The organism is Nibrella saemangeumensis (genome assembly GCF_039541915.1).
Lineage (GTDB): Bacteria > Bacteroidota > Bacteroidia > Cytophagales > Spirosomataceae > Nibrella > Nibrella saemangeumensis.
Genome location: NZ_BAABHD010000084.1, coordinates 404,342 through 431,110, shown reverse-complemented (window position 1 = coordinate 431,110; position 26,769 = coordinate 404,342). Strand labels below are relative to the sequence as shown.

The window sequence follows — 26,769 nt, the reverse complement described above, 5'->3', positions numbered from 1 at the left end:
TTTTAAAGTGACCGTTTTGGTTAAAAGCCGGCCGGGAAGCTGGCTGAGACATACAACCGCTCGTTTGCAGAATATGTTATTCGTTTAGCTGCGCCGACACGGCCTGCATAGTCGCGGGATCATTAACATTGGTGAGTTCCTGCACGTCTGGCGCATTCAGCAGCGCAATATCACTGTTGATGAGCGCTTTGCGGGGGCAAGAGTGGCCCATCGCCAGGAATTGCAGCAGTACCGGGTAAGCACGGGGCTCCCAGATGCTGACCAGCGGCTCGGGAAAACGCCCGTCGGAGTCCAGAAACGCCGTGGCCATTTTGGAACGGTTACGCCCGGCCACAAGCGCATCCAGACTTTTTTCGGACAGCAATGGTAAATCGCAGGCCAACACCAGCCAGGCTGCATCCGGACGCTGCCGGAACGCCGACAAAATACCACCCAACGGACCTAAGCCCAAAAAGGAATCGGTGATATAGGGTTGCGTCTGGCCGTTCAGTTCAGCCGCCTGTTCGGCGTTGACGGACCAGTATACCTCTTCGCAGTATTTTGCCAGGAGGTCGGAGGCATATTCCCGCTGGGGTTTCCCATGGTACGCCAGCGTAGCTTTATCGCGGCCCATACGGGTACTTTGCCCACCGGTCAGCACCAGCCCCAGCAAGGGGGCCGCCTGCTGCCGTACATACGCCTGCACCCAGTCGGCAATACGGTCGGTTTCGTCAAAGTGATACATGGGGATACCCGACAGCTTCTCGCCAAGGTGCGTTTGCAGGTAGTCGGGAACGGTGTCGGTATCTTTCAGTAACAGGAGTTGTACGTCGGTCAACCGGTCCAGTTTTTTCTCCAGCGGCTTCTTCGGGTCGACCACCGCAATCTGAACCTGAGCGGTAAAATGATTGCCGTTGACCAGCACCAGGTCATAATCGGTAAACAGCGGCTTCCACTGGTAGTCGTTGAGCGGCCGGCTCAGGTCGAAGCGATTAAAGGTAATTTTATCGGTAAACACCATAGAAGCCCCCGCCGACAGCGCCGGTATCGTTTCTACGGTATCTTCCCCTTTATGGTCGGCATCTACGTAGGCGACCGTTGCTTCGGCGCTCAGCCGTTGGGTCAATTCGTACGCCAGTTTTTTGATGTTGCCGCAGGGCGTACCCAGAATAGCCAGTTCGGTGCGGGCAAAGGTACCCAGCGCCGGCCGGCCCAGCTTTGCATGTTTGGTATGCTGTTTAGTTGTCGCGTCGGAAGTCATGTTTGCCACCGGTTTTTTCCATCAACTTCGTTTCAGAAATCACTATATCGTGCGAAATCGCTTTGCACATGTCGTAGATCGTGAGGGCTGCCACCGAGGCTCCAACCAGGGCTTCCATCTCCACACCGGTTTTCCCTTCGGTGGTGACGTGGCAGTCAATAATCGCGTCGTGGCCTCGTGTCACGATGGTGATATGGCAGTTTTCCAGGCCTAAGGAGTGGCAAAGGGGAATCAGATCATCGGTACGCTTGGCCGCCATGGTACCGGCAATGATGGCGGTCTGGAAGACAGGCCCCTTGCGGGTATGAATATCGTTACCATCCAGCAACTTCATTACCTCCTCGCCCAGCACCACAACGCTGCGGGCGCGGGCTGAGCGTTTGGTTACTTTCTTATCGCTGATGTCGACAATAGAGGGATTGCCTTTGGGGTCCAGGTGCGAAAACTCTTTCATAGCGGTTCTTTGCAAGCAAAGTTAGGGTTATTACACAGAGATACGCAGAGAATACACAGAGGTACACAGAGTTTTTTAATATACCTCCGTGCTTCTCTGCGTATCTCTGTGTAACAGCTCTGAGCTAGCTGTCCAGCCAGTCCCGGAAGGCCTGCACCTTTTCCCGGCTCACAATGATTTCTTCCGGCTCCCCGCTTTTCAGGAACAGGCGCAGCCGGCTGTTGGAATACGCCACTACATCCCTGATGGCGTTGAGATTGACAACAAACTTCCGGCTTACCCGGAAAAACAACGTCGGATTCACCAACTCCTCGACTACCTCCAGCGGATAATCGATCACCAGATTTCGTTTATCACTCCGTTGAATAAAGGTGCCTTTATCCCGGCTAAAGAAGCAGTCGATCTGCTCAACGGGCACAAAATGCAGGTGCTCCCCCACCTTTACCACAAAGCGACTTTTGTATTGTCTGGTCAAGCGCTGGAACGCTTCGTCGAGCTTGACGATGCTCTCCTGCTGCCGCGACAGCCGTTCCTGCGGACTCAGCTTCCGGAACTTGACATACGCCTGTTGTAAATCGGACTCCTGAATCGGCTTCAGCAGGTAATCGATGCTGTTTACCTTAAAGGCTTTGATGGCGTATTCGTTGTAGGCGGTGGTAAAGATTACCGGACACGCTACCTCGACCCGCTCAAAAATATCAAAGCTTAAGCCATCAGCCAGTTGAATGTCCATAAAGATCAAATCCAGCGGGGGATTTGCCGACAGATACTGCACCGCCTTCTTTACTGAATCTACGCGTGCCAGTACGGTGATGGCTTCATCCAGCTGTTCTACCAGTTGCTGGAGTCGTTCGGCGGCCAGTTTTTCGTCTTCAATAATCAGTACATTCATGAGGTAACGGCAGTGATTTCGGGGCTGGGCTGACTACGCAGGATAGGCAGCTTTACGACAAAGTATTTCGGTGTGGCCTCGACCAGGACCTTTCGGTTAGACAGAAATTCGTACCGGGCAGCGATATTTTGCAGACCCAGGCCCGTATTTTCCTCCATCGTACTCTTCGGTTGGAGGTTGTTCCGCACCACCAAATAATCCTGTTCAATGAACACCTCAACCTGCAAGGGATCATCTTCCGAAATGATATTATGTTTTACCGCATTCTCCAGCAGCATCTGCAGTGCCAGGGGCGGTATGTGACTATTTAACATGGAGTCAACCCGGATGTCGATTTGCAGGCTTTCGTCGTAGCGGATTTTCTGGAGGAATACATAATCATTGACAAAGGCCAGTTCATGGCGAAGCGGCACCAATTCAGTATCCCGCGTGTCCAGCACATACCGGTACACATCGGCCAGTTTCCGGATAAACAATACCGCCTGATCCTGGTCTTTGTACACCAGGCTGGTGAGGGCGTTCAGACTGTTGAACAGGAAATGCGGGTTGACCTGACTCTTCAGTGACTCGTACCTCGACGACAAGATCTCGGCACTCAGCCGTTCCTCATTGATAGCCGACTGCCGCCAGGAGAACAAAAAGGACCTCCCGTGCAGGAACAGCGACACCAGTGTGGTAATCATAAATGAACTGATAAAAGACCCTATGACTCCACTGTCAGCAAAGAACCCTGTAGCAGATTTTCCAAGCCAGATAATATGAAAAGCGGCATTGATCAGTAAGATAATGATGGCCGAAAAAATAACAGTACCCACGATACCGGCGAGAAACCGCTTGCCGGGCTCGCGTACCCAGTCAATTTTCGTATTCAGATAATCGGTAAGCAGCCCGTTACCCGTCCAGAGAAACGCCCAGAACGCTCCCGTAAAAATAGACATGGTCAGCGCACCCTCCCAGGACGAGTAACAGGACCGGCAGTTCAGGTAACCTGTAGGAATGCCCATCAGCCAGAGCAGGCTAAAGAGTAGCAAAGGATGGACACGACTGGCTGATTGATTGGACATAAAATGAACATTTTATAAAGCTTACCGCCCACACCCCTCTATCACCTTCCCTACCATCGACTGCCCCCAGCGTGGCATCAGATCGGTCTGGCCCTGCTCTTTTGCGAAAAAAGAACGTGATTTTGCAACTAATTCGCAAGGTTCAGTGGTGGAACCGCCCATATACTGCGCCGTACCGATCTGCATCTGGCCCAGCAGCAGCATAGCCCTGGGATTCTCCGGGTTAAGCTGATGGGCTTTCTGCAATGTGCCGATGGCCTTACCAGCCAGCGTAGGGCCGTACGTGGCCGGGTCACTGGCTACGGTAATCATGTACAGATACCCCTGTAGCGTGACCAACTCCGAATCGTTGGGCTTCAGCGTCTGCGCTTTGTCCAGCACCGCCTGGGCCTGGTTCAGATAACCGCTCTGTTTGGCTGCGTTCTTCGACCGGCCTGCCAGCCAAAGGTACGATAAGGCTTCGTAATACAGCGGCAGCCATTGGCTGGTTTCCTTCCGGGCGATCAGGTTGAACTGGTTGGCAACCGGGATCAGTTCATCCACCTGTTTAGTGGTATATAGCGTTTCAATGGCTTTGGCCATTGCCTTTTCATAAACGCCGTCTTCGCCAAACGCGGTGAAGGTAGTGAACAGGGTTAAGGTCAACAGGACGACTACTTGTTTAATCAGTTTCATGATTTTAGGTATTAGAGGTTGTTTAATTGATTAGCGGTTTTGTCTGTTGAAAAGGTAACCAGCAGTCCGACGAATACGAACCGGGTTGCACCCTGCCCAATCTCCCGACGGCGATAAATACCAGTTTCGTCCGGGGTTGGGTTGTAGAGGTAACCGAAGGTATTTTTGCGGCCCGTGACGTTGCTGACCGATGCGTACAAAATGATGTTGGACCGGTGCAGGTAACTCCAGTTGACGCTCAGGTCGTGGTAAACGGGTGTTTTTCGCATCTCCCCTTCACTTACGTTCGGGTCTGAATAGGGCCGGCCGCTGGTGACGGAATTGGTAAAGCCTACCTGCGATTTCAAAGGGGCAATAAATCGTTTAAAAACAATAGATAGGTTATGCGCCGACGCAAACGAAGGGGTTTGTAATGCCGACAGGTCGCGGTAGTTTCGTTTTGTATCGATGAACGAATACGACACCCAGTAATCCGTACCCCGCCAGGTTTTGGTGTCCCGCCAGAACAGATCCACGCCCTGCGCATAGCCATAACCGTTGTTGTCGTACCTCCTTGAACCCGCTTTGTCAAACTTTACCAGGTGTTCGTACTGCTTGTAATAGGTCTCTACCCGGAGTACCTGCTTCTGGCGAACACGCTGGAAGTTAAGAATGAAGTGATTGGCCCGTTCAAAATCCAGCCGGCTACTCCGGATTAGCAAATCATTCTCCGGACTCTGGTAGAATGAACCGTAAGCCAGTGACACCTGGCTATAAAGGCCGGTTTTATAGGCCAGATTGATGCGGGGTGACCAGTTACCCCGCTGCAGCAGCGTAGAGTATTCGGTGCGGCTGCCGATACGGGCAACCAGTTTAGGGGTAACGTACACATCAGCCTCTATGAACGCACCGGCCAGGTTCTCGCTAAACAAAGCTGTTTTTGGTGAAGCCGCTGCACTGTCGCGGTAGTGCTGGCGGTAACCGCTGGCAATGAGTTCGGCACCCATGTTCAGTGAAATGTTCTGACTTACCTGATTTACCAGTGTTAGTTTGCCGTGCAGGCTCCGCTCCTTCCGGCCAATTTGGGCCGGTGCCAATTGAGTCTGGTCATTCAGAAAAGAATAAGCCAGCCCTGCTTTCAGCCACCAGTTCGCGCTCAGAGCATCCCGATAGCTGCTGTTCAGGTGCACATAGCGGTTGTTCAGTGCTACGCTCCGCTCCCGGTCAATATTCGCCGGGTCTGGCTGGTACAGGGCTGACTGGGCGGTGCTGATCAGCGAATAGACCTTCAGCAGCCCCTGCTTCCCTACCTTCTGCCGGAGATGCAGCGAGCCGTCTGCCGATACAGGTGGCTTTGTCCAGCGAACGTTCTGGCTGATGAGGCCGTAATACGGTGCCAGGTTAAAGTAGGATGCGTCTGCGGTGACCGATGTTCTCTCGCTATGCTGCGTATGCGACAGGCTGCCCCCCACCGACAGCAACGACAGGTCGGTTTGCGTCCGGGCGGGGTAGTCGATGGTATTGAGTACGAGGGTGGAACTAAGCGCCTGACCATATTCTGCCGAGTATCCGCCGGTACTGAAGTTGGTGCCCTTGAAGATAAACGGTGAGAAGCGAGTGCGGGTTGGCAGGTTGGGGGCCGACAATTGAAACGGATTCTGCACGTACAGACCGTCGATGAACAGCCGCGCTTCGTTGCTGGCGCCACCCCGGACGAACAACCGTCCGGATTCACCATTTTTCTGGGTACCCGGCAGGGTATTGATGGCTCCCGCCAGATCACCCACTGCGCTGGCCGTGGTGACAATATCCAGCGGCTTCAGCATCACACTTTTTTTCCCGTCGCTGGCCTCAAAGCTCCCGGCGGTAATGGTGACTCCCTCCAGCCTGTTTATTGCTTCTTCCAGTGTAACCGAAACGATGACCGTCTCCTGATCAAGCTGTACTGGCTGCTGCACCTCTTTGTAGCCCACCATCGAAACGACCAGCATCTGAGAGCCTTTTTCCGTTGCCGTGAAGCGGTATTCCCCTTTCTCGTTTGTGCTGGCCCCACTGTAGGTATCTTTAAGAAAAACACTGACCCCTGGCAATGCTTCGCCTTTAGTGTCGGTCACAGAGCCGGCGATTTTTACCTGCGCCAGTGTAGGTATGGCCAAGAGGAGACTAAAGACGAATGACCAGTTTTTCATGAACCTTTTTGCTGATTGTTGCTCAAAGGTCATGCAGGCAACTTCCTCCCGAAAAAAAGAAAAACCGTACTGTTGAATCAGCCGGTTGAATTGTCGAAAAGCAGGACTAAACGCATGAAGCATTATACCAGGAAACCCACCCGAAGTAACGTTTTCGGGTGGGTTTCCTGGACTTTTTCTGTTTATGTGTCGACGGCTACAAGGCTAGTTAACCTTCAACTCCGCCACAACCGGCAGGTGATCAGATGCGTATTGCTCATCAATCACCCGGGTCGACTGGCCTTTGAAGGCCCCATCCGGCTTGAACATGATAAAGTCAATGGTGCGGTTAGGCTTTTCTACCGGTATGGTAGGCGCGCACTCCTGACAACTCCGGGTAAAATGCTGGTCCCAAAGTTTAATCACCGGGCTTTCGGGTCGGGCGTTAAAATCACCCCCAATGATCATCGGCAGACCTGAGTCTTTAAAATGAGCAATAATACGCTCCGACTGACTGATGCGGTTCGGTTCTTTCAGATCGAGGTGGGTACTAGCAAAGATCACCCGTTTGCCTTTGGCAATTTCTACCGTAACCGCAGCAATGGTGCGGGTTTCGCCCCCAAGGACCGGGTCTACCGGCAGAATAAACCGGGTTGAGTCGAGAATAGGGAATCGCGACAGCACCGCCACGCCATAATCTCCGCCCTGATGGTCGATGGCCTTGGAAAAGAAATAGTGCATACCGGTCAACCTGGCGAGTTCGCGGGCTTGATGCATTCCTTTGCCGGACCGTTCGGTGTTAACGTCGACCTCCTGCAAGGCTACAAAATCAGGCTTTTCTTTACGAATAACCTGGGCGATAGCCGGTACATCGATCTTGTTTCCCGCTGAGGGCGGATTGCAGTGGTGAATATTGTAAGTCATTACCTTCAGGCTTTTGACCCGTTTGGCGGGCCGGCCGTCTGGTCCATCGTTGGCACAGGCTACTATCGAGACTATACTAAAAAACAGGCTAAGAATCGTACGCATAGGATGGGTAATCGATGAAGAATTATTTTTTAGATGAGCTGGGCACATTTTCCGTCAGGCTCTGACCTTTACGCGGTAAGGTATATTTACCAACAACCTCGCCATCGTCACGAATCATTTTCAGGTTAAGCTCTTTAGTCGTCGCGTGAAGTTTTATCAGGGTCCGGTTACCCTCCAGCGGCCCTCCACCGATCACGATGGGATAGTTATGGCTCGCATCCGGATCATGGGTTTTGTAGCGGTGCGTATGCCCTGAAATCTGCAGGTCAATACGCCCTTTGTTCAGCAACGGGCCGAATACCTCCTGGCAGTGCATAGGGCCATGCCAGTCCCCCGAGTGATACGGAGAAATATGGATCAGAACTACCCGGAATGCAGCCTTTTTGAACTCACTGCTTTCTATTTCTTTTTCCAGCCATTTCTTCTGCGTTTCCCGATACCGGTCAAAGGCGGATAAGCCTCCGTACTCCACACTATTATCGGTTTTGTCTTCACCCGAATCCAGAATCACGAAACGGACCGGTCCCCGCGTAAAAGCGTAGTAGTACTTACCTTCCGGATATGCATAATACGCCGGTATATGCCGGGAAAAACTGCCCCGACATTCGTGGTTGCCCTGGATCAGGATGAAGGGTAGTTCCGTGGCGAAAATATCCACCGTCGGCTTAATCAGGTGATCGACCATCTGGCGTTCATCCGAAACGTGATCAAAACAGTCGCCGTTGAACACCACAAAATCATAATCCCGCTTATTACCGGTGTAGCCATGACGGTACAGCAGTTGCGGAATAATCTGCGGCCGGTCATGGATATCGTTGAAGATAACCATCTTAAACTCTTCCTCGTTGTCAGCCGGCGTTTTAAACTCATACATCGGGCTGGTGATGGTCTCGCCAAACTCGACCTTCGACCCTTTATAGCCCAGAACTTCAGTCGAAACGATCCGGTATTTATGAGGAGTACCGGGCTTAAGATTGGAGAGGGTTATCTTATTAATCCGGTTGTTAGCCTCAATCAATCCGTTGGTATACCCAAATTCCCGCTTGCTGGTATACGTACCCGCCCCGTATTCAACCCAGCTAAACGAGTTTTTGTGGGTGAGCCACATAATCGTTACCTCATTGGCAGCTATGTTCTGCAGGTACGGCCCCACCACAAAATGGTTTTTCTCCTCCACCGTTTCTGCGGGTGCCGTGTCGGCCAGGGCGGTGGAAGCCGGTAACAGGCTTAGTGTCCCGAGCCGGGACATTTTTTCAAGGAATGCTCTTCTATCTGAAAACATTGAAGTCAAGGTTTAGGCAGTCTTTTCCGGCACTATAACCAGTCCGCCGGTACACCGACCAACGGACTGGTTATAATACTATGGACGGATGACCGTTGTACCAATCGTAATTTTACCCTTTACTCCCAGTTAGGATTCTGCGTCAGGTTGGGATTTAGCAAGCGCTCCTGCCTCGGGATCGGGTAGAGGTAATCACGGGCCTCATTGAATTTCTTGTTGATATGCCCGTTGATAACAATGTTACCCCCTTTATTACCATTTTCAAGCAGGATCTCACTGCCTAATTTAAGGAGTTGTGCGCCGGGCACGGTTGGCTTGGTACCTTCGTAGATCACCAGATCAACCTTTCCGTTTTTGTCCAGGTCATAACTGCCCGGCCCCGGAAAATACATGCCTTTGTAGGTTTTGGTCAGCAGCTGGCCTTCTTTCCAGCGGATGATATCATCCCAGCGGAAGAAGTTTTCCATCACCAGTTCTACGCGCCGTTCTCGCCGGATCTCCAGAATCACCCCGGCATTGTTGCCTTTCACCTGCGTGTACTGATCGGCCAGATAGGGATCAGGGCTCGCATTGGCTTTGGCCAAATTGATATTGGGCATGCCCACCCGGTCGCGGACCAGTTTGACGGAACGATCCAGATCTTCCTGCGTCAGGATACCCCGCTCGGCCCTGGCTTCGGCGTAGTTCAGCAGCACTTCCGCGTACCGGAAGATCGGCATATCGGTAATGTCCTTGGAGAACGTATCCCACTTAGGCGCCGACACGAATTTGATCAGTTGATAGCCCGTTACCGTCGCACCAAATTCCGGTGCCAGCGGGGTGTTTTCACCGATACGGGTATAACCCGGCGTACGGATGGTCTGCGATAAACGCGGATCACGGTTTTGGACCTCATCGTGGAACTGCATGGTTTCGTAACCTTTGATGTCCGTAAAACGGGTACCATCGGCCATCAGGTAGCTGTTCACTAATTTCTTCTCCAGACCCGGCCGGCCGTACGAGGCCGTCATGGTGTAATAATTCAGGTTATGGTATACCTGCAATTCATCGCTGAAATCACGCGCCAGAATGACCTCCTCGGGAATCGCGTTGTCCGACGAAAAGAGCCTGAGGTACGCCGTAGACGGTGTGGCTTTATAAATTGTATAGCCACTTTTTTTCATCAGTTCATCCGAAGCCGAAATACTTTCATCCAGGAATTTATCTGCCCCTGGCAAATTAAACTCGGGATGGTATTTCCGGAAGGTACCTTCGTATAAGCCGATTCTGGATTTCAGCGCCAGCGCCGTCCATTTCGTAACGGAATATACCTGCCGGGAAGCGTCCAGGTTAGCAATAGCATAGTTGATATCGGCCATCACCGAGTCCATCACTACCGTTCGCGGGTCGCGTGCTTTGGTCAGCATGGCTTCATCGTTCGCTTCGATGGCCTGAGAATACCAGGGCACATCACCGAAGCGCTTGACCATGTTGAAATAGAAGTAAGCCCGGAAGAAACGGGCCAGCCCATTGTATTTGGCTACGGCCCTGGTGTCGGGGCACTTGTTAGAATTCGCCAGGAAATAATTGATATTCCGGAGGGTATTCCAACTCCACCCACCCCCATTGGTAGGCACCACCCGGGTTCCCTGTAATTCATCCCGCAGACTGTTCTTAACCACATTATCGACGTCCTCGTTGTAAATGTCTTCGGCGGAAGGAAGCGCGTTATAAAAGGAGTTCGTGAAGAGTTGCAGGTCACTCTCTGTTTTGAAAAAGGTTTCGGGCGAGATGGCATCCTGCGGCAGCAGGTTCAGATCACACGAGACCAGACCCAGGGAAATGGCGATTATACTGATTACTTTTTTCATCGCAATAAAAGGAAAGTCGGGTTAGAAATTGATGCTCAGACCGGCGGAAACCGTTTTGGATAAGGGGTAAGTCCGTCCGTTGGTGCCATCACCATCAAGTTGCTCCGGATCAATGTATTTGGTCCGCAGGGGTGTGTAGGTAAGCAGGTTTTCTCCACTTACATAGACACGGGCTCTGGGAATATAGATGCGCTTTGTTAAACTTTCGGGGAACGTATACCCCAGCACCACATTCTTCAGCCGCAGGTACCCTACGTTCTGGATGTACCGGTCGTTGGGGGCGTTCAGGTCGCCACCCGCGTTCAGGGCGGTATAGCCTCTCAGCACGGGGAAGTAGGCGTTGGGGTTCTCCGGCGTCCAGACATCATCCGCAAAATCCTCCGGAATGAACGAGTAGTAGGGACGGGAGTAAGGTCCCCAGAACTTATCGGCATTGTTGCCCGGATACCAGTGTTTACGCATAATACCCTGCGCGAATACGGACAGATCGAAGCCGTTCCAGTTGGCACCCAGGTTAACGCCGTACCGGTAGCGGGCCCGGCCGTTGCCGATTATTTTCAGGTCGCCGTGATCGGCCAGGGTGTTGGCCCCCTGATCGATTTTGCCGTTGCCATCCAGGTCGATAAACTTGAGATCCCCGGCCCGTAATTTACTCCATTCGCCGGGGGCACTCAGCCGCTGCCGGTTCACGATCGTCTGGTCTACTTTATACGACTGCGCTTCTTCGTCTGTTTTGAAATAGCCATCAATCGGGTAACCCCAGATTTCCCCAATTACCTGCCCTACGTACCGACTCGACAAAATCTTGTTCGGATTGTCGTATTTGGTAATGGTCGATTTAGAATCGGAGAGAATAAAGGAGGCATTGTAGGATAACGGCTTTCCAGCCACTTTAAACTGGTCGCGCCAGGCGAGGGCCAATTCAAAACCTTTGGTTTGCAGATCGCCCGCGTTTTCGGTCGGTACGGTTGCACCAAACACGGCCGGGAGCACTCTGCCCGGCACCAGCATGTCGGTGGTGTTCCGGATGTAGGCATCAAACGAAATATTCAGCCGGTTTCTCAACACATCCGCATCCAGACCCAGGTTGGAGGTAGTGGCTTTTTCCCAGGTAAGAAATGGAGAGATCGGGTTCGGACTGTTTACATACGTCAGCTTCTGACCGTTGTTAATCCAGCTCGACAGCGCAGTTGGCATGATAGAGATATACGGGTAAAAGCTGGACGAATTGCTATTCGACGGCAGCTGATTACCCAACGTACCGTAAGAGGCTCTGACTTTTAGGTTATTGACAATGCCGCGAACCGGCGTAAAGAACTCCTCTTCGCTGATCCGCCAGCCGGCCGATACCGATGGGAAGAAACCATACCGCCGGCCTTCGCCAAACCGCGATGTTCCGTCGTACCGACCGTTTACTTCCAGGAGATATTTACCGGCATAGTCGTAGTTGGCCCGGTAAAAAGCTCCGAACAGCGAGTACTGGTATGAATCGCCCCCGGAGAGTTGTTCGCCGGTTCCCAGGTTCAGATCATTGAGACTTTCGGACAGCAGGTTCTTACGGGCGCCAAACAAGCGTTGGTGCTTCTTGGACTCGTAATTCATACCGGCCGTTGCCGCCAGATAATGCTTCCCGAACGTTTTGTTAAATGAGGTGTACAGGTTCGACACGTTCATCGGGTCGAACCACATGGTCTGCCGTAATTGATCGGTATTGTAATTCGGTACCGTGGTCATGATACCCGGTTGAATAGAGTACTGTGCTACCGCCGACCGGTACCAGTCATCGGCGATGTAGAACGAATAGGAATGGTTGGCAACCAGATTCCAGTTCTTCGTGAAGTCGATGGTAACGGAGTTGATCGTAGTCAGTTCATGCACCTTCTTTTCACCGCCGGCCACGCCTTTCAACAGGTTGGCGAATAAGCCGTCACCGATCGAATAGTTATTTTTCAACGTATTATACGTGGGCGTACCATCCGGATTTTGGGGCGCATAGGCTGGCATGGCGTGTACCGTAATGGCCACAAAGTTGGCATTGGCTCCACCTTCCAGACCCGGATATTTATACTTGGAGTCGAAGTACTGCGTATTGTTGCTGATGCGAAGCCAGGGCGTTACCTGGGCGTTGATCTTACTCCGCAGGGTATAGGAGGTGAATTTATCCGTGTTGGTCCTCATGATTCCCTCCTTCTCGAAAATCGACCCGGAGAGAAAATAATTAATTTTATCGGTTCCTCCGGACAAATTCACATTATGCTGCCGCGACGGCTGTGTCATATTAAACAGCGTATTCCACCAGTCATAATTCCCGTAGTAATTGTATATGTCTTTGCCGTTTACGTTCTTGACTACCGTCCAGGGCCGGGCCGGATCCTCCACTTTGTCGTACCGACGAGCCTCCAGTTCTTTATAATCCTCTTCGGAATACCGGGTATAGCTGTTACCGGTAGCGCGAATAAAGGCCTCATCGTTCAGCTTGACGTGCTCGTAGCCATTGGTCAGAAACCGGGTGCTCACCGTGGGTGTCGACCAGCCGAAGTTGTTGCTGTACGACACGCTGGTTTTGCCGTTTTTGGCCGATTTCGTTGTTACCAGCACGACCCCGAAAGCACCCCTGGCCCCGTAAATAGCCGAAGCTGCGGCATCTTTCAGCACCGATACTGACTCTACGTCGTTGGGGTTAATGCGGTTGATATCACCCGGTACGCCATCGATAAGCACCAGAGGACCACCTCCGTTGATAGAGGTTTCACCGCGAACGTTCAGGCTCCCGCCCTGCCCAGGCTGTCCGGTGCTGAACGTGATATTCAGGTTCGGCAGCATACCCTGCAGAATCTGTGACATATTGTTCAGGGGTCGGTTCTCCAGGTCTTTCGCCTGTACCTGCGATACCGCACCGGTCAGGTTCACCTTTTTCTGGGTACCGTAGCCCACTACGACGAGTTCTTCCAGGGTTTTGCTATCGATACTCAGGGTTACGTTTACCACCGACCGGTTGCCCACCGTTACCTCCTGCGGCAAATAACCCACAAAGCTGAAGACCAGCGCAGCCGACGCGTTCGGTACCGAAATTTCGTAATTACCAGCGCCATCAGTGGTCGTTCCTTTTGTGGTGCCTTTGAGTACCACGGTTACCCCGGCCAGCGTGCCTTGGCCGTCGGCGGCCGAAACCGTACCCCTGATCCGGATTTCCTGATTCAGGTAACCCTGCATTTTGCTGTCAAGGGTAGGTATTAGAGAGGCTTCTTTAAACCCTTTATCCCGGGCCAGCACAATTTGTTCGTTGATGACCCTGTAGGTGATGCCTCTGGGCACAAGCAACTGATCCAGCACTTTTGAGAGCTTCTGATTCTTTACATCAATCGACACCTGTTCGTTCAGCGAAACACGACTGCTGTAAACGAATTTGGTATTGACTTTTTCCTGAATCTGCTCCAGGGCCTCCTTGAGCGTAACATTATAAAGCTGAAGCGTCATATCCTTACTCAGGATCGACTGTGCAGCGATATCTCTGGCGTGGGCCAGGCCGGCCAGTAAAATGACCAGCGTACATTGCAGTAAACCGATGCGCATAATTTTACCCCAGTCTACAGAGTTTTTAAGTAGTGAGTATTGCATGATATGAGGTTTGATAGATATGGATTTTACTTTCTTTTCAATGTACCGTATGGCTGTATACGTACTGACTTAGGTCACTCAGCCTGCCGGTAGAAAATCCGGATGACACATGATGCAGGAGCTGAATACTGCGCTTGCCGATTTTGATGCTGCAAATGTAAATAGGCTCATATTGCCGGATCGTTAAAGGTTTAGGGAAATTGTTAAGTTTATGTTACCAGTTGGTGTAGCTAAGCCAGTTGGTGCATGGTTAGTAATGTTTTATCCTATTTTCTGTTTATTCGCAGGGCAATCCGTCGATGACTATAGTATTTCCAGACATGGTATAGGTTGCATCCAGCGCGGTGCAAAGCATTTCCATGATCAAGGGCAACGACTGTTGCTCAAAATCGGCGCTTACCCGGCAGGATGAGAGACCGGGGTTGGCTAACCTGATCTGAATATTGAACCGCTTCTCCAACTGGGCAATGGCCCGATCTAACGGTGTATTATTGAACACGACGGAGACAGACTCGTAGATTTCTTTTTTGACCTGAACAGGGACAGGCGAAGAAAGCAACCGGCCGGACTCAGTTTCAAAAAATGCCTGTTGCTGCGGCTTTAGAATAACCTGCTGCGGCTTCTGCTGCCGGTCTGGGGCGCTTACTTCTACCCGGCCGGTTACCACCGAAATCTGGAAAACCTTGTGAGAGACCGGCGCTTTGACATTGAAGCTCGTGCCTAACACCTTTACCCGCATCACCCCGCTCTGTATATGGAACGGCCTTAACGGATCCTTTCTGACTTGAAAAAACCCTTCTCCTGAAAAACTGACGACTCGTTTATTGGAATCAAATTTTTTGGGGTAGGCAATAGACGCCCCGGCCTGCATCCAGACCGAACTACTATCAGGAAGCAGGTGCCGTACCGGGCGTGGCTCCCGATTAGTAAATTCGATGGCACGTTCCGCAACGTTTTTCCTCGTGGGCGCTACATACGATACCGCCGTAGGCGAGATATCCTGACGAGACGTATACCGGTAGGTAATGTATAGCCCCATTATCAGGCTAACCGATGCCGCCAGCCAGAGTAATCGGCGTACCGGCAATGGTCTGGTCCCGGATTGCTGGCCAATATGGAGTTGATCCTGAATCGTCTGGAAGGTTTCGGACTGTAACTCCCCCTGCTCCGTTTCGGATAAAGAGTCCAGATAGTCCGGTTTTCCCTGTAACGATGCATACCAGGCCTCAACCAATTCTTTTTCCTCATCCGTGCATTGGTTGCGGAGGTATTTGTCGAGTAAAGCGGGAGAAATTTTAGGGGGTGGCATCGGGTAGTGATCGTAACGAACCCTAAGTCGCCTGCCAGCCGGCTAACCCTTAGCCGATTTGAAAAAAAAGTTAAAAAAGTGGAACCAGGAGAAAAATATAAACAAAATGCTCCTTCAGGTAATCCTTTAAAATGCGCAGCGCTTTGGTAATATGCTGCTCAACTGTCTTTTCGGAGATCACCAACTGGTCAGCAATTTCCCGGTTCGAAAGGCCTCTACGGCTCAGCAGAAAGACTTCCTTACATTTTGGGGATAACAGGTGAAGGCCTTTTTCGTACCGATCCTGGAGATCAGCCGTAAGAATCAACTGGTCCGCCAACTCCATATAGGGGTTGTGCTGAATCTCCCACTGGTTGTAATGGTGGGTACGGGTAAACTCTTTCCGATAGTGGGATATAATGAGGTTCTTAATGCAGGAAAACAAATAGGTGCGACAGGCCTGAATAGCGTGCTTATGCCGCTGCTGCCAGAGCGAAACAAATAACTCCTGCACAATTTCCTGGGCGGCAAACCGGTCGTCAACTTTGCTGAAGGCATAATTAAACAGGACTCGAAAATACCGGCGATAAAGTTCAGTAAAGGCCACTTCGTCATCGCTTTCGGCGATTAACGTCAGAATTGTTTCATCTGAATAGCGCCTGTAGGTTGAATTCATAACCGGTACTTCCGAAATCCTGCGTCGAATGGCCGACTTTAGATACCCTAACCAAAGCAGACCTTTAGCCTATAAGGCAAATAAGTTTATTTTTTACTGAGCGGAAGCGCACACTTTCCCCCTGATTTATCAGGCCGAAAAAACGCAACCTTTCCCGCTACTTTCCAATCTGGTTCTCCAACAGGAAAACCCCGTTTTTATTGGCAACAATAATATCCGGTTTGCGGTCACCGTTCATGTCGCGGACCGTGATGTTCAGGCCGGCACCTGAATCGTTATCAATAATGTGCTCTTTATAATAAGGCTCCTTACCGGGCGTAAATTCAAACCACATCAGAATAGCGGGGTCGCTGTCGCCGGGGTCGCGGCCATGATGAGCCAGAAAGCGCTTGCCGGTGATGTAGTCCTTACGGCCGTCGGCGTTCAGATCAGCCATGATAGAAGCATGTGTTTGGGCCGTGGTATTGCTTATCAGGTGGGTCCGGAAATTGATATTACCCTGCTCATCGTTCACCTGCTCGTGCCACCAGACACCCAGGGCGTGCGCCGACGCACTGACCACGTCATTCTTGCCGTCGCCATTCACGTCCAGCACCTGCATATGCGAGCAGGGTTCGCCCAGGCTGGCCGGGTGAAACACCCAGCTGCCTGCTTTAGTATCTTTTGTACCTTCAAACCAGCCTTCCCGCACGATTACATCATTGATGCCATCTTTATTGATATCACCGTAGCCGATGCCGTGCGAAAACGGCTCGGTGCCGGGTACTTTTTCCTGACTCAGCGCAAACCGCTTCCAGGCAGTTTCGCCGGGTTTGGAGGGTGATTTCAGCCAGATAATCTGCTTTTTGGCCGGATCTCCGCAGAGAATATCCAGCCGGCCGTCGCCATCGATGTCAACGAACGCGGGTGACTCATTGGCTATGCCTACCGAATCGGCCAGAATGTGCTTCTTCCATTCACCGGATTTGTTCTTTGGGTTCTCAAACCAGAAGCCCGGTTTACCGGGGAAGTCGACGATTACTACATCATCCCAGCCGTCCTGGTTCACATCCATACCCAGATTGAGGAACGAATTGCTGTACTCCTTGCGCGGATCAAACACGCGGGAGGGAGCCATCTCGTGCCGGGTCCAGTTGGGGGCTTCAAACCAGTAGTAGCCGGCCACAATGTCCATCTTGCCATCTTTGTTCAGGTCGGCCACCGCTACCCCTTCGGAGATGAAGTCGCGGGTAAGGGTTGTCTTCTTAAAATTGCCTTCCGGAAGGGCCGGTTTGTCTGGAGCTTTTGTGGCCTGATTGGCTGCCTGCTGCTGGCGTATTTTGAATATTTCTTTGGATTGATTATCAGCCTGACCGTTTGCTAGCGTGGCCCAGCCCAACAAGCATAAGCTCATCAGCATTCGCCATCCGTTTCTATTCATTGGTGTGTTCAGATTCATCTGGTTAAGGATATGTTGATATTCGAAAATCAAGCTTTATCATCCTGTTATTTTGTCATCCCTCATTCTTCGGGACTACAAAAACACGAAATTCTACTTCTCCAACGCTTTGCTGATTAGCATCTGAATTTCGTGGTTCTGGTGCGAATGATCCAGCTTGCCTAGCCGGTCGTTGTACTCGCGCAGCAGTTTTTTTGAATCCTCTGAACCAATGGCCCCGATGCGTTGGATAGTGTACGGCAAAATCTTTGGCAGTTTAGCTTTTTCGGCCAGTTGCAACGCCCGCTTCGCGTCTACCGCAGCCAGCGGCTCGGCGGCATACCAGACCATCAGTGGCTGATTATGATCGTCTTTATCCTCCGTCCGCTGAGCCAATGCCTCTACTACTCCCCACCGCTGAGCCGGCTCCAGCCGGAGCATGGCCGATGTCAGGTAAAGCCGCACCAGCGCCGAGTTGTCGGACTGGGCTATTGCGGTCAGACGCTTCAACGTTTCAGGCGCAACACTTTTATCCTCTGCCAGTAGCTGAACGGCCCAGCTTCTGACGTATTCGTTGTCATTGGCCAGCAAATCCGTCAGATCCTTTTCGGTTAGGCCTTTGGTCACGTGCAGGGCCCAGAGCGCCCGGAGCTTCCGGGTGACATCCGGATTTTTCGCCAGCATGTCCTTCAGGGCTTTATGCACTTTTTTGTTAGGCCCCCGCTCCTGCAAAAGCATTCTGGCCTGCCGCACATACCATTCGTTCGGGTGCAGTTGGTAATTCACCAGTTCCAGATCCGACGCCTTTGCCAGATCAACCTGCACCCATTTGTCATTCTCGTGGGTGATCTTGAAAATCCGGCCCAGTGTTTTGTCATGTACATCCGGGTTGGAACTGTGGCACTGGTTCTTATCGTACCAGTCGATCGCGAACACCGATCCGCTGGCATCGTATTTCATATTCAGCCATTGCGACCACGAATCATTCATGGCCAGAAAATCGGGTCTATGGCTAACCTGATAACCCGACCCGGCGCGGTTGGGCTGGTCGTTATTCAGCCGGGCGCCGTTGATGTTGTTCATGAAAATGGTGTTCCGGTACTCCTGCGGCCAGCTGCCGCCCAGGTACACCATCGCCCCGGCATGGGCGTGGCCACCACCCGCCGAGGCCGACCGGAAGTTACCGGCATGAGGCCCCCGTTCGCCCACCCAGTGTACATGGTCTCCATGGGTCTTGATGTCGTCGTAGGTGTAGGGGTTAAAATGCTTGCCGGCCTGCCGCTGGTAACGCCCGCCCTGGATCATGTGGTACATATGCGGGATCACGCAGGCCGTAATGAACGCATGCCCATAGTCGTTGAAGTCGATGCCCCAGGGGTTACTGGTCCCTTCGGCAAATACTTCAAACTGGTGCAGTGTCGGGTGGTACCGCCAGACACCTGCGTTAATCTTTGTTCGCTCTGCGTCCGGCGCGCCCGGCTTCCCTACGTTGGAATGGGTAAAAACGCCGTGGTTACCGTACAGCCAGCCGTCGGGTCCCCAGCGCAGGCTGTTCAGGGTTTCGTGGGTATCCTGGGTACCCCAGCCGTCGAGCAGTTTTTGCGGAGCACCAGCAGGCTTATCGTTTTTAAAATCGGCCGGAATAAACAACAGGTACGGTGCCGCCCCGAGCCATACCCCACCCATGCCGACTTCGATACCGCTGACCAGGTTCAACCCTTCCATGAAGACTTTTCGCTTGTCGAGTGTGCCATCGCCATTGGTATCCTCAAAGATCAGGATACGGTCGCGGCCCTGTCCTTCCGGTGCCGGTACAGGATAGGTGTGCCCTTCCACTACCCACAGCCGGCCCCGCCAGTCGATGGTAAATGCAATGGGGCGAATAATGTCCGGCTCGGCGGCTGCCAGCGTTACGTTAAACCCTTTCGGCGGGGTCATCGCCTTAGCCGCATCGGTGCCGGAAAGGCCGGCGTTCAGCACAGGATCGAGGGGCGGCAGAATGATGATGTCCTTTTGCTTCAGTTCATTGGGAAAGTCGGGACGGCTGGCGTAAAAGCGAAAATCATCAAAATTGATGTGTGCCCACTTGTCGTTGGGTATATACGGTATTTGTGAGATACCTGTCTCATTATCAATGATCCGGATAAAAATACCTTTGTTCAGGTAAGGTTGCAGATCAACCACCACCGGCTGGAGGGTGGCCCGCCCCTGCCCGGTAATCAGAAAGATCACTTTATTATTGTCTGCCTGTACCAGTTCGACGCGGGTGTCCTGCAAGGCACCGCCCGACACGCGGAACGCAGCAAAAGGCTGGGTAACGGTAAAGGGTACCGAGGTTAAGGTGCCGGTAAGTTTGTAGTTGACATTACCCCCGCTGCTCAGAAAATACGTCCCTTCCCGACCGATGACCATATCTTTTTCGTGAACCGGCGAAGGCTCCTGGCTGACCAGCGGATTGGTGAAGGCATCGCCGGTAGCGGTCCAGTCTTTCAGGCTGCCCGTCTCAAAATTGAGGTTAACCGGTTGCCCGTTTTTCACCGGTATCTGCCCGGCTACCGTGACATCGGAGATCACACCATCCACCACCTGAAAACTGCCGACCATGCCGGCCGTCCGGTGCCCTGGTACAGTACAGTAATAGGTATCACTTTGCCCCGCTGTAAAGGTGATACTGGTACGGGTGCCTTTTTCCTGAAGCGTCTTGCTTTTCACCCCCGACTTCTCCAGTGCAATGTCGTGCGTCATCTGCTCGCCATTAGTGATAGTAATGCGAACCCGGTCCCCTTTGTTGGCTTTGAGCGTAGGATTACGGGCTCCGTCTTTACCAAAGTAACCCAGCATGGTCGCTTCCAGCTCATAATCACGGTCTACTTTTTCGGTCGCCTGGTTTGGCGTAGGTTTGGGCGGCTGGCTGTAAGCGGCAGGCAACGAAAGCAGCGCAGACAGAACAGAGATAAAAAGCAAGCGAAACTGGCACATAAGAACTACCCGGTAAGCGTTTAGGAATATTCAGGTTAAAATTAGAAGAAAAACCGTTGCAGCCAAATTGGCGGCTATACTTTAGCGCAAATCAACAGGAAATAGTAATTTGACCACGCAATCCGTTTATTTACCCGTTTTACAGTCACCGAGTCAACCAACCCCAGCATGCTATCTGTTACCGAAGCCCTCTCCCACATTCTCAGCCATAGTCATCCGCTGCCCGCCGAAACCGTTCCGCTAACCAGAGCCGTTGGCCGTATCCTGCGGGAAGACATCCAGGCAGACCGCGATTTCCCGCCATTCGACCGGGTAACGATGGATGGGATTGCCATCCGCTACGAGGCCTTTGCCAGCGGGCAACGGACCTTTCCCATTGCCGGCACGCAGTTTGCCGGCCAGCCGCTGTTCAGCCTGACCTCGGCAAACGAATGTCTGGAGGTCATGACCGGGGCCGTACTGCCCGACGGCACGGATACCGTTATACGGTACGAAGACCTTACAACGGAAAACGGCATGGCTACGATCACGATTGAGGAAATTTCTGTCGGCCAGAATGTTCACCGCCAGGCAACCGACCGGCAGGCCGGCGAAGTGCTGCTCACCACCGGTACCCGGCTCCGCCCTACCGAAATCGCGGTATTAGCCTCGGTTGGTAAACCAACGGTTGCGGTCAGCGCCCGCCCGCGGGTTGCTCTCATCTCTACCGGTGACGAACTGGTGGGCGTCGACGAAATGCCTCTCCCCCACCAGATTCGCGGCTCCAACACCTATATGCTGCAGGCGGCCCTGCTGACACTGGGCATAGAAACTTCGCTGAACCATCTGCCCGACGATCAGGAGAAAATGACCAGAGGGCTGTCATCGATTCTGGCAGAAAATGATCTGCTGATCCTGAGCGGAGGGGTATCGGCGGGGATGGCCGATTTTGTCCCGGCGGTCATGATGGCGCTTGGCGTTCGCGAACGCTTTCACAAGATTGCCCAGCGTCCCGGTAAACCGCTCTGGTTCGGCACAACGGATACCGGTAAAGTGGTTTTTGGCTTACCCGGCAATCCAGTCTCTACGACCATGTGCCTTTTCCGCTACCTGCTACCCTTTCTGAACGCATCCATGAAGGGGCAACCGGAATCCACGCGATATGCCACCCTGGCGGAGCAGGTTCTTTTCAAACCTGCCTTAACGTACTTTCTGCCGGTCAGGCTTACCAGCCAGCCGGACGGCAGTCAGCTTGCGTACCCCTTGCCCGGCAGCGGCTCCGGCGACTACGCTAATCTCATTGACGCCAACGGGTTTATGGAGCTCCCCGCAGACCAGTCGGAGTTTGCTGCCGGCGAGGTCTATCCGGTGCTGCTGTTTGGGGAAATTTGATTACCCCCACCCCGAACGGGGTGGGGCAGTATTATTTACTTGGTAGCCGCATGGGGCGCCGGCCAAAAGTCACGACCTGCTTCACAAAACCTACAGGTCCGACATATTGCAGGATATGGGCGTACATCTTGAAATCGTGGATGAAGCCCTCCACCGGTCCGCGTTTTTCCATTTTGTAGGTATTGGTAGCCGACCACGGAAACCAGCGAACCATCTTGCTCTGCTCCTGCATGTATTCGTTGATGGCCATTTCGAGCTGAAAGCCCTCCACCGGCTGTTCAAGGACGGCCCGCAGGTCACTGGTCCGGATGATGCGCTCACCCGACAGCAGGATGTCGCCCCGGTTAAACTTTACAAACCAGTCGGCGTATACCCGGCGCAGAATGACCATATCGACGAACGGGTAGCGCTGAACCGCCCGAATGGCTTTCACCAGCTCCCGGCGGTCAACGTTCTGTAGGTCGGCATCCATCAGGAGCACAAAGTCGGTATCTACGTTTTCCAGTCCCGCTTTAATGGCGGCCGTCTTCCCTCCATTCTGGGCGAGACGCAGCACCTCCACGTCCGGGTATTTCTTCTGTATATCTCGGTAAGCGGTATCTTCAGAACCGTCGTCAATGCAAATAATTTTATCAATTTGTTGAACTTTCGTTACTACATCCAGGACGTCAAAGACCCGCTCTCCTTCATTGTAAAAAGGTATCAGACACGACACCTTTGTGGATGATTTCATAGCGCGAGTATTTTCCAGGTAAACAGCGCAGGCGGCAACTCAGTTTATCTCATCCTGCTTTTCAGCGGAAAACCTTAGTTACTGGTAACACCGTGCCTGGCGCTGATTAGGTAGTCTCCAGTCCGGATCAGCAGGGGGGCAACCCATACACAAACTTGTCTTTTCCCTGCTTTTCGCTTTATTTAGCCTCCAGCAATCCAAACTCCCCAATCAATGACCTTCTTTTCCCGCAGAGACGTCCTCAAATCCCTGGCATTAGGCGGTGCTTCCGCCCTGTTTTCCCCCAATGTATTACTGGCGGCAACCAGCCGGCAGAAAGAGCGCCTGGGCGTAGCGCTGGTAGGCCTCGGCTACTACAGCACCGACCTGCTGGCACCGGCTCTGCAACAGACCAAAAACTGCTACCTCGCCGGAATTGTAACGGGCACACCGGCAAAAGCCGAAACCTGGAAGCAGAAGTACAACATCCCCGACAAAAACATCTACAATTACCAGAACTTCGACCAGATCGCCAACAACCCCGACATTGACGTGGTGTATGTGGTACTGCCGCCGTCGATGCACCGGGAATACGTAGTCCGGGCGGCCAATGCGGGTAAGCACGTCTGGTGCGAAAAGCCGATGGCGGTGTATGCCAGAGAGTGCCAGGACATGATCGATGCCTGCCGCAAGAACAAAAAGTCGCTGGCGATTGGCTACCGGCTCCAGCACGAACCCAACACGCAGGAATACCGCAAAATTGTGAATCAGCAGCTGCTGGGCAAGGTACAGAAGCTGAGCTCGGCGGCCGGGTATCGCGAGAACCGCACTAACCACTGGAAGCAGATCAAAGAAATGGGGGGCGGAGTCATGCACGACATGGGGGTGTACTCCATCCAGAGTGCCCGGCTGGGTACCGGTATGGAACCCATTGCCGTGGTTTCGGCGAAGACCTCGACCACCCGGCCGGAGATCTACAAAAACGGGCTGGCCGAAACCTGCGTAGCCACGCTGGAGTTTCCGGGCGGGGTGATGGCTGATATTGAAACGACATTCGGCCGCAACGTCAACTTCCTGACCATCAACTGCCAGAAAGGCGACATCCGTGTTGAGCCTTACCAGGGCTATGCCGGGCTAAAAGGCAGCAGCCCGCTGGGCCAGTTTAACCACCAGTACCAGGTTCCCTTTCAGCAGGCCAAGCAGATGGACGACGATGCCATGAGCATTATGCAGAACAAACCGATGCAGGTACCGGGTGAAGAAGGGCTGCGCGACATCCGCATTGTCGAAGCCATTTATAGAGCGGCCGACACCGGCAAGCGCGTAAAGCTGTAAGGATTGCGTATTTTTGGCCCCTTAATACCAAACACCATGGCCCCCGCCGACTTTACTGAACTTCCCAAAAGCGAGCAGTTGGACGTCCTCTACTTCGAGGGCGACCTGCTGGCGAACCGGTACGAAGACGAATTTATCTTCCTGCTCTACAGCCTGGCCGACTTCTTTGTCGAACTCCGCCACGATGCCTATACCAACCAGCTTCGGCAGGTAACCGCCTTCCGTTCCACTGATAAACTGGAGCCGTACTTGCCGTACCTGACGGAGATTGGGTACGAGTGATTGCCGGCAGGACACAAAGAAAACGAAGAAAACGCTACGTACTCCCTTCAGCTAACGAGGTCGTAAATACGGAAAATACGCCAGGTTGTGCGTACCATTCAGGCCCTACTAATTGACTAATTTAGAGGTTATGACACTTCGTAATCGATTCTTTACTTTTTTTCTTTGATCGGTCGGTTATCGGTTTTAGCATCTGGGATGGTGATAGGCTACTTCTTTTTATTGAAAGCGTTCAGATTGCGGTCAGGTGAAGTTTACCCATTCAGTTAAGCATCGGATTGATTATCAGGCACTATTCACAAGCCAGTAAGGCCGCAGCAGCGTGTTCTATCCTCAGTTTCTGGACGGCAGCGCAACAGAACGGGTGTTTAGCAGTTACGTTGAAAAGGCCATTCACCAATGCTTTTAGATAAAAAAATCCCTTTAAAGTACATAGCCAACAAAGTTAAATATGATCTTCTGGTTGTGCTACTGATTGGTTTAGTAACGAACGTGCTTACCCAGAAGTCGTTCAGATACCTGCCGGAAATGCCGCTCTCCATTCCGGCTTTTCTGGGAACGGCTATCTCTATTCTGTTATCGTTCAAAATGAACCAGTCGTATGACCGGTGGTGGGAGGCCCGTAAAGTATGGGGCGCGATTGTCAACGATTCGAGGAGCTTTGTGATCCAGTTGCAGTCCCTGCTGGGAAGAGATGAGACCGACCTAATCCGGAAACTAGCCTACCGGCAGATTGCCTGGTGCTATTCGCTGGGTCAGTCGCTGCGGGGGTTGGATCCGGTCGAAGGTGTCGGTCATCTGCTTTCCGAAACGGATCAGTCCTATATAAAAACGCACCTCAACAAGCCACTGGCCCTTATTCAGCTTAATGCCAGGGATATCAGAGACCTGCGCAGCAACAACAGGTTAGAGATTTTCCCGCACTTACAACTGGATAACACACTGGTCCGGCTGGTTGATGCCATGGGTAAAGCCGAGCGCATTAACGGCACCGTTTTTCCGGCCACATACCGCCACTTTCTGCATTTTATTATTTACCTGTTTGTGGTCACGTTATCTATTGCCTTACAGGACGTCAGAATTATTTTTGAAATACCGCTCCTGCTGGTCATATCGGTCGGATTTTTTCTAATCGAGAAAAGTGCCTATCACTTGCAGGACCCATTCCGGAACCGTCCAAGCGATGTATCGGTAACAGCAATCGCCCGAACGATAGAAATCAATATCCGGCAGCTTTTAAACGAGACGGATGTTCCGGAGCCGGCAAAACCAAATGAGTTCTATATTCTCTAGTAGAACCGATTTAACCCTTTTTATGTGTAAACACGTCAAGGAGGCTCAGCGCCAGATCACGCCCGAACTAGCCCTTCAAGGCAATGATCGGTTTGTCAATCATGTAAAGTTGTCCGGGTTAAATGAACATTTAACAATAAAGCCGATTAAAGAAACAAGTCCGATTATTGCTGAGTTTATTGACAAAGGCGAAATGAAAATTGAGCGCGGGCGCTATACGAGCAGACCGACCGGCGAAGTACCCTTTTTTGACGAGCAAATACGCACGTCGACCACCCAGAGAATTTAACCCCCAAAACCATATACTATGACCTCATACGAGCAAATCTTTGAGAACAACAAGAAATGGATTGAGCAGAAAAAAAGCAGCAGTGAAGATTTCTTTACGCAATTGGCAAAAACGCAAACGCCGGAATACCTATACATTGGCTGCAGCGATAGCCGGGTCACCGCAGAAGATCTGATGGGCCTGGGGCCGGGAGAGGTATTTGTGCATCGTAACGTCGCAAACCTGGTCAATAATGTTGACCTTAATGTAATGTCTGTGCTTAACTATGCGATCCGGCATTTAAAGGTAAAGCATATAATCGTATGCGGCCATTATAACTGCGGGGGCGTTAAAGCGGCCATGACTCCGCAGGATTTAGGCATCCTCAATCCCTGGCTGCGTAACATTCGCGATGTGTATCGACTGCATAAAGCAGAACTCGATGCCATAACCGACCTGGATAAGCGATACGACCGCTTAGTTGAATTAAACGTAAAAGAGCAGTGCGTAAACATCATCAAAACGGCGGCCCTCCAGGTAACCTATGCAACAGAAGGATATCCTGAGGTACATGGCTGGGTATTTGATCTGAGAACCGGACGTATTATTGATCTGAACATTGACTTTAAAAGCATCTTAGAAGAAATTAAGGCCATCTATAACCTGACGGGTGACTTAGGCCAGTAGTAATCCCGCTCGTCAATAAGCCGACTAGGCCTTCCGGACCCCTCTTAGGGCACATCAACCAGGTAAATCGTAGTTGCTGGTTGATGCGCCTTAAAGAGGGGTTCTTTCATAACAGTAAATTCTAATAAAATCAGCCTGAAAACCGCTACGGGTAATTTCCTGAATGCTGCAACGTTTAGCCAGTTCCGTTGTCTTTGGGTAAAGTCCAGC

The 26,769-nt window shown here is 52.1% G+C and carries 21 protein-coding genes; 6 read left to right on the top strand and 15 right to left on the bottom strand.

Going from position 1 to position 26,769, the window contains the following annotated elements:
* Positions 1-76 precede the first annotated feature (76 nt).
* From ABD949_RS29430 to ABD949_RS29365, 14 genes are all read right to left on the bottom strand, one after another.
* Positions 77-1,240 carry an NTP transferase domain-containing protein gene (locus ABD949_RS29430; RefSeq protein ID WP_345249919.1) on the bottom strand — a complete coding sequence of 388 codons (1,164 nt, stop codon included), beginning with the start codon at positions 1,238-1,240 and terminating at the stop codon, positions 77-79.
* Entirely contained in the window at positions 1,218-1,694 is a 477-nt protein-coding gene (gene moaC / locus ABD949_RS29425; RefSeq protein WP_345249918.1) for a cyclic pyranopterin monophosphate synthase MoaC, read from the bottom strand. The genes ABD949_RS29430 and moaC overlap by 23 nt, the downstream gene beginning before the upstream one ends.
* Before the next feature lie 124 nt (positions 1,695-1,818).
* Complete coding sequence (locus ABD949_RS29420) at positions 1,819-2,586, bottom strand: LytR/AlgR family response regulator transcription factor (RefSeq protein WP_345249916.1); 768 nt, start codon at positions 2,584-2,586, stop codon at positions 1,819-1,821.
* Positions 2,583-3,650, bottom strand: a complete 1,068-nt coding sequence (locus ABD949_RS29415) for a sensor histidine kinase (protein WP_345249914.1) — start codon at positions 3,648-3,650, stop codon at positions 2,583-2,585. The genes ABD949_RS29420 and ABD949_RS29415 overlap by 4 nt, the downstream gene beginning before the upstream one ends.
* 21 nt (positions 3,651-3,671) lie before the next feature.
* Positions 3,672-4,325 (bottom strand): tetratricopeptide repeat protein, encoded by a 654-nt coding sequence (locus tag ABD949_RS29410; protein WP_345249912.1) that lies wholly within the window; start codon positions 4,323-4,325, stop codon positions 3,672-3,674.
* Positions 4,326-4,336: 11 nt separating this feature from the next.
* Positions 4,337-6,493, bottom strand: coding sequence for a TonB-dependent receptor (locus ABD949_RS29405; RefSeq protein WP_345249910.1), 2,157 nt, complete (start codon positions 6,491-6,493; stop codon positions 4,337-4,339).
* A gap of 204 nt (positions 6,494-6,697) precedes the next feature.
* A complete protein-coding gene (locus ABD949_RS29400; RefSeq protein WP_345249908.1) occupies positions 6,698-7,501 on the bottom strand; it encodes an endonuclease/exonuclease/phosphatase family protein in 804 nt (267 codons plus the stop codon).
* A gap of 22 nt (positions 7,502-7,523) precedes the next feature.
* Complete coding sequence (locus tag ABD949_RS29395; protein WP_345249906.1) at positions 7,524-8,750, bottom strand: purple acid phosphatase family protein; 1,227 nt, start codon at positions 8,748-8,750, stop codon at positions 7,524-7,526.
* Positions 8,751-8,902: 152 nt separating this feature from the next.
* Positions 8,903-10,633: a RagB/SusD family nutrient uptake outer membrane protein gene (locus tag ABD949_RS29390; protein WP_345249904.1), complete on the bottom strand. Its 1,731-nt coding sequence runs from the start codon at positions 10,631-10,633 to the stop codon at positions 8,903-8,905.
* Positions 10,634-10,654: 21 nt separating this feature from the next.
* Positions 10,655-14,251: a TonB-dependent receptor gene (locus tag ABD949_RS29385; RefSeq protein ID WP_345249902.1), complete on the bottom strand. Its 3,597-nt coding sequence runs from the start codon at positions 14,249-14,251 to the stop codon at positions 10,655-10,657.
* 277 nt (positions 14,252-14,528) lie between these two features.
* The gene (locus ABD949_RS29380) at positions 14,529-15,560 is read right to left on the bottom strand and encodes a FecR family protein (protein WP_345249900.1); all 1,032 of its coding nucleotides are present in this window, start codon (positions 15,558-15,560) and stop codon (positions 14,529-14,531) included.
* Positions 15,561-15,630: 70 nt separating this feature from the next.
* Positions 15,631-16,215 carry an RNA polymerase sigma-70 factor gene (locus ABD949_RS29375; protein WP_345249898.1) on the bottom strand — a complete coding sequence of 195 codons (585 nt, stop codon included), beginning with the start codon at positions 16,213-16,215 and terminating at the stop codon, positions 15,631-15,633.
* 157 nt (positions 16,216-16,372) lie between these two features.
* Positions 16,373-17,635 (bottom strand): FG-GAP repeat domain-containing protein, encoded by a 1,263-nt coding sequence (locus ABD949_RS29370; protein WP_425576820.1) that lies wholly within the window; start codon positions 17,633-17,635, stop codon positions 16,373-16,375.
* A 111-nt stretch (positions 17,636-17,746) separates the two neighbouring features.
* On the bottom strand, positions 17,747-20,611 hold the full coding sequence (locus ABD949_RS29365; protein WP_345249896.1) for a PVC-type heme-binding CxxCH protein: 2,865 nt from the start codon (positions 20,609-20,611) through the stop codon (positions 17,747-17,749).
* Positions 20,612-20,779: 168 nt separating this feature from the next.
* On the opposite strand from ABD949_RS29365, the gene ABD949_RS29360 reads away from it, so the two are divergent.
* On the top strand, positions 20,780-21,982 hold the full coding sequence (locus ABD949_RS29360) for a molybdopterin molybdotransferase MoeA (RefSeq protein ID WP_345249894.1): 1,203 nt from the start codon (positions 20,780-20,782) through the stop codon (positions 21,980-21,982).
* A gap of 31 nt (positions 21,983-22,013) precedes the next feature.
* Here the strand turns inward: ABD949_RS29360 and ABD949_RS29355 are convergent, their stop codons facing one another.
* Entirely contained in the window at positions 22,014-22,715 is a 702-nt protein-coding gene (locus ABD949_RS29355; RefSeq protein ID WP_345249892.1) for a glycosyltransferase family 2 protein, read from the bottom strand.
* 213 nt (positions 22,716-22,928) lie between these two features.
* Here ABD949_RS29355 and ABD949_RS29350 point away from each other — a divergent pair, with 213 nt between their 5' ends.
* The 5 genes from ABD949_RS29350 to ABD949_RS29330 all read left to right on the top strand — a co-directional run bounded on the left by ABD949_RS29350 (position 22,929) and on the right by ABD949_RS29330 (position 26,559).
* Positions 22,929-24,029 carry a Gfo/Idh/MocA family protein gene (locus tag ABD949_RS29350; RefSeq protein WP_345249890.1) on the top strand — a complete coding sequence of 367 codons (1,101 nt, stop codon included), beginning with the start codon at positions 22,929-22,931 and terminating at the stop codon, positions 24,027-24,029.
* 36 nt (positions 24,030-24,065) lie between these two features.
* Complete coding sequence (locus tag ABD949_RS29345) at positions 24,066-24,311, top strand: hypothetical protein (protein WP_345249888.1); 246 nt, start codon at positions 24,066-24,068, stop codon at positions 24,309-24,311.
* A 399-nt stretch (positions 24,312-24,710) separates the two neighbouring features.
* Positions 24,711-25,604 carry a bestrophin family protein gene (locus tag ABD949_RS29340; RefSeq protein WP_345249886.1) on the top strand — a complete coding sequence of 298 codons (894 nt, stop codon included), beginning with the start codon at positions 24,711-24,713 and terminating at the stop codon, positions 25,602-25,604.
* A gap of 22 nt (positions 25,605-25,626) precedes the next feature.
* On the top strand, positions 25,627-25,893 hold the full coding sequence (locus ABD949_RS29335; RefSeq protein WP_345249884.1) for a carbonic anhydrase: 267 nt from the start codon (positions 25,627-25,629) through the stop codon (positions 25,891-25,893).
* An 18-nt stretch (positions 25,894-25,911) separates the two neighbouring features.
* Complete coding sequence (locus tag ABD949_RS29330) at positions 25,912-26,559, top strand: carbonic anhydrase (RefSeq protein WP_345249882.1); 648 nt, start codon at positions 25,912-25,914, stop codon at positions 26,557-26,559.
* Positions 26,560-26,769: the final 210 nt, after the last annotated feature.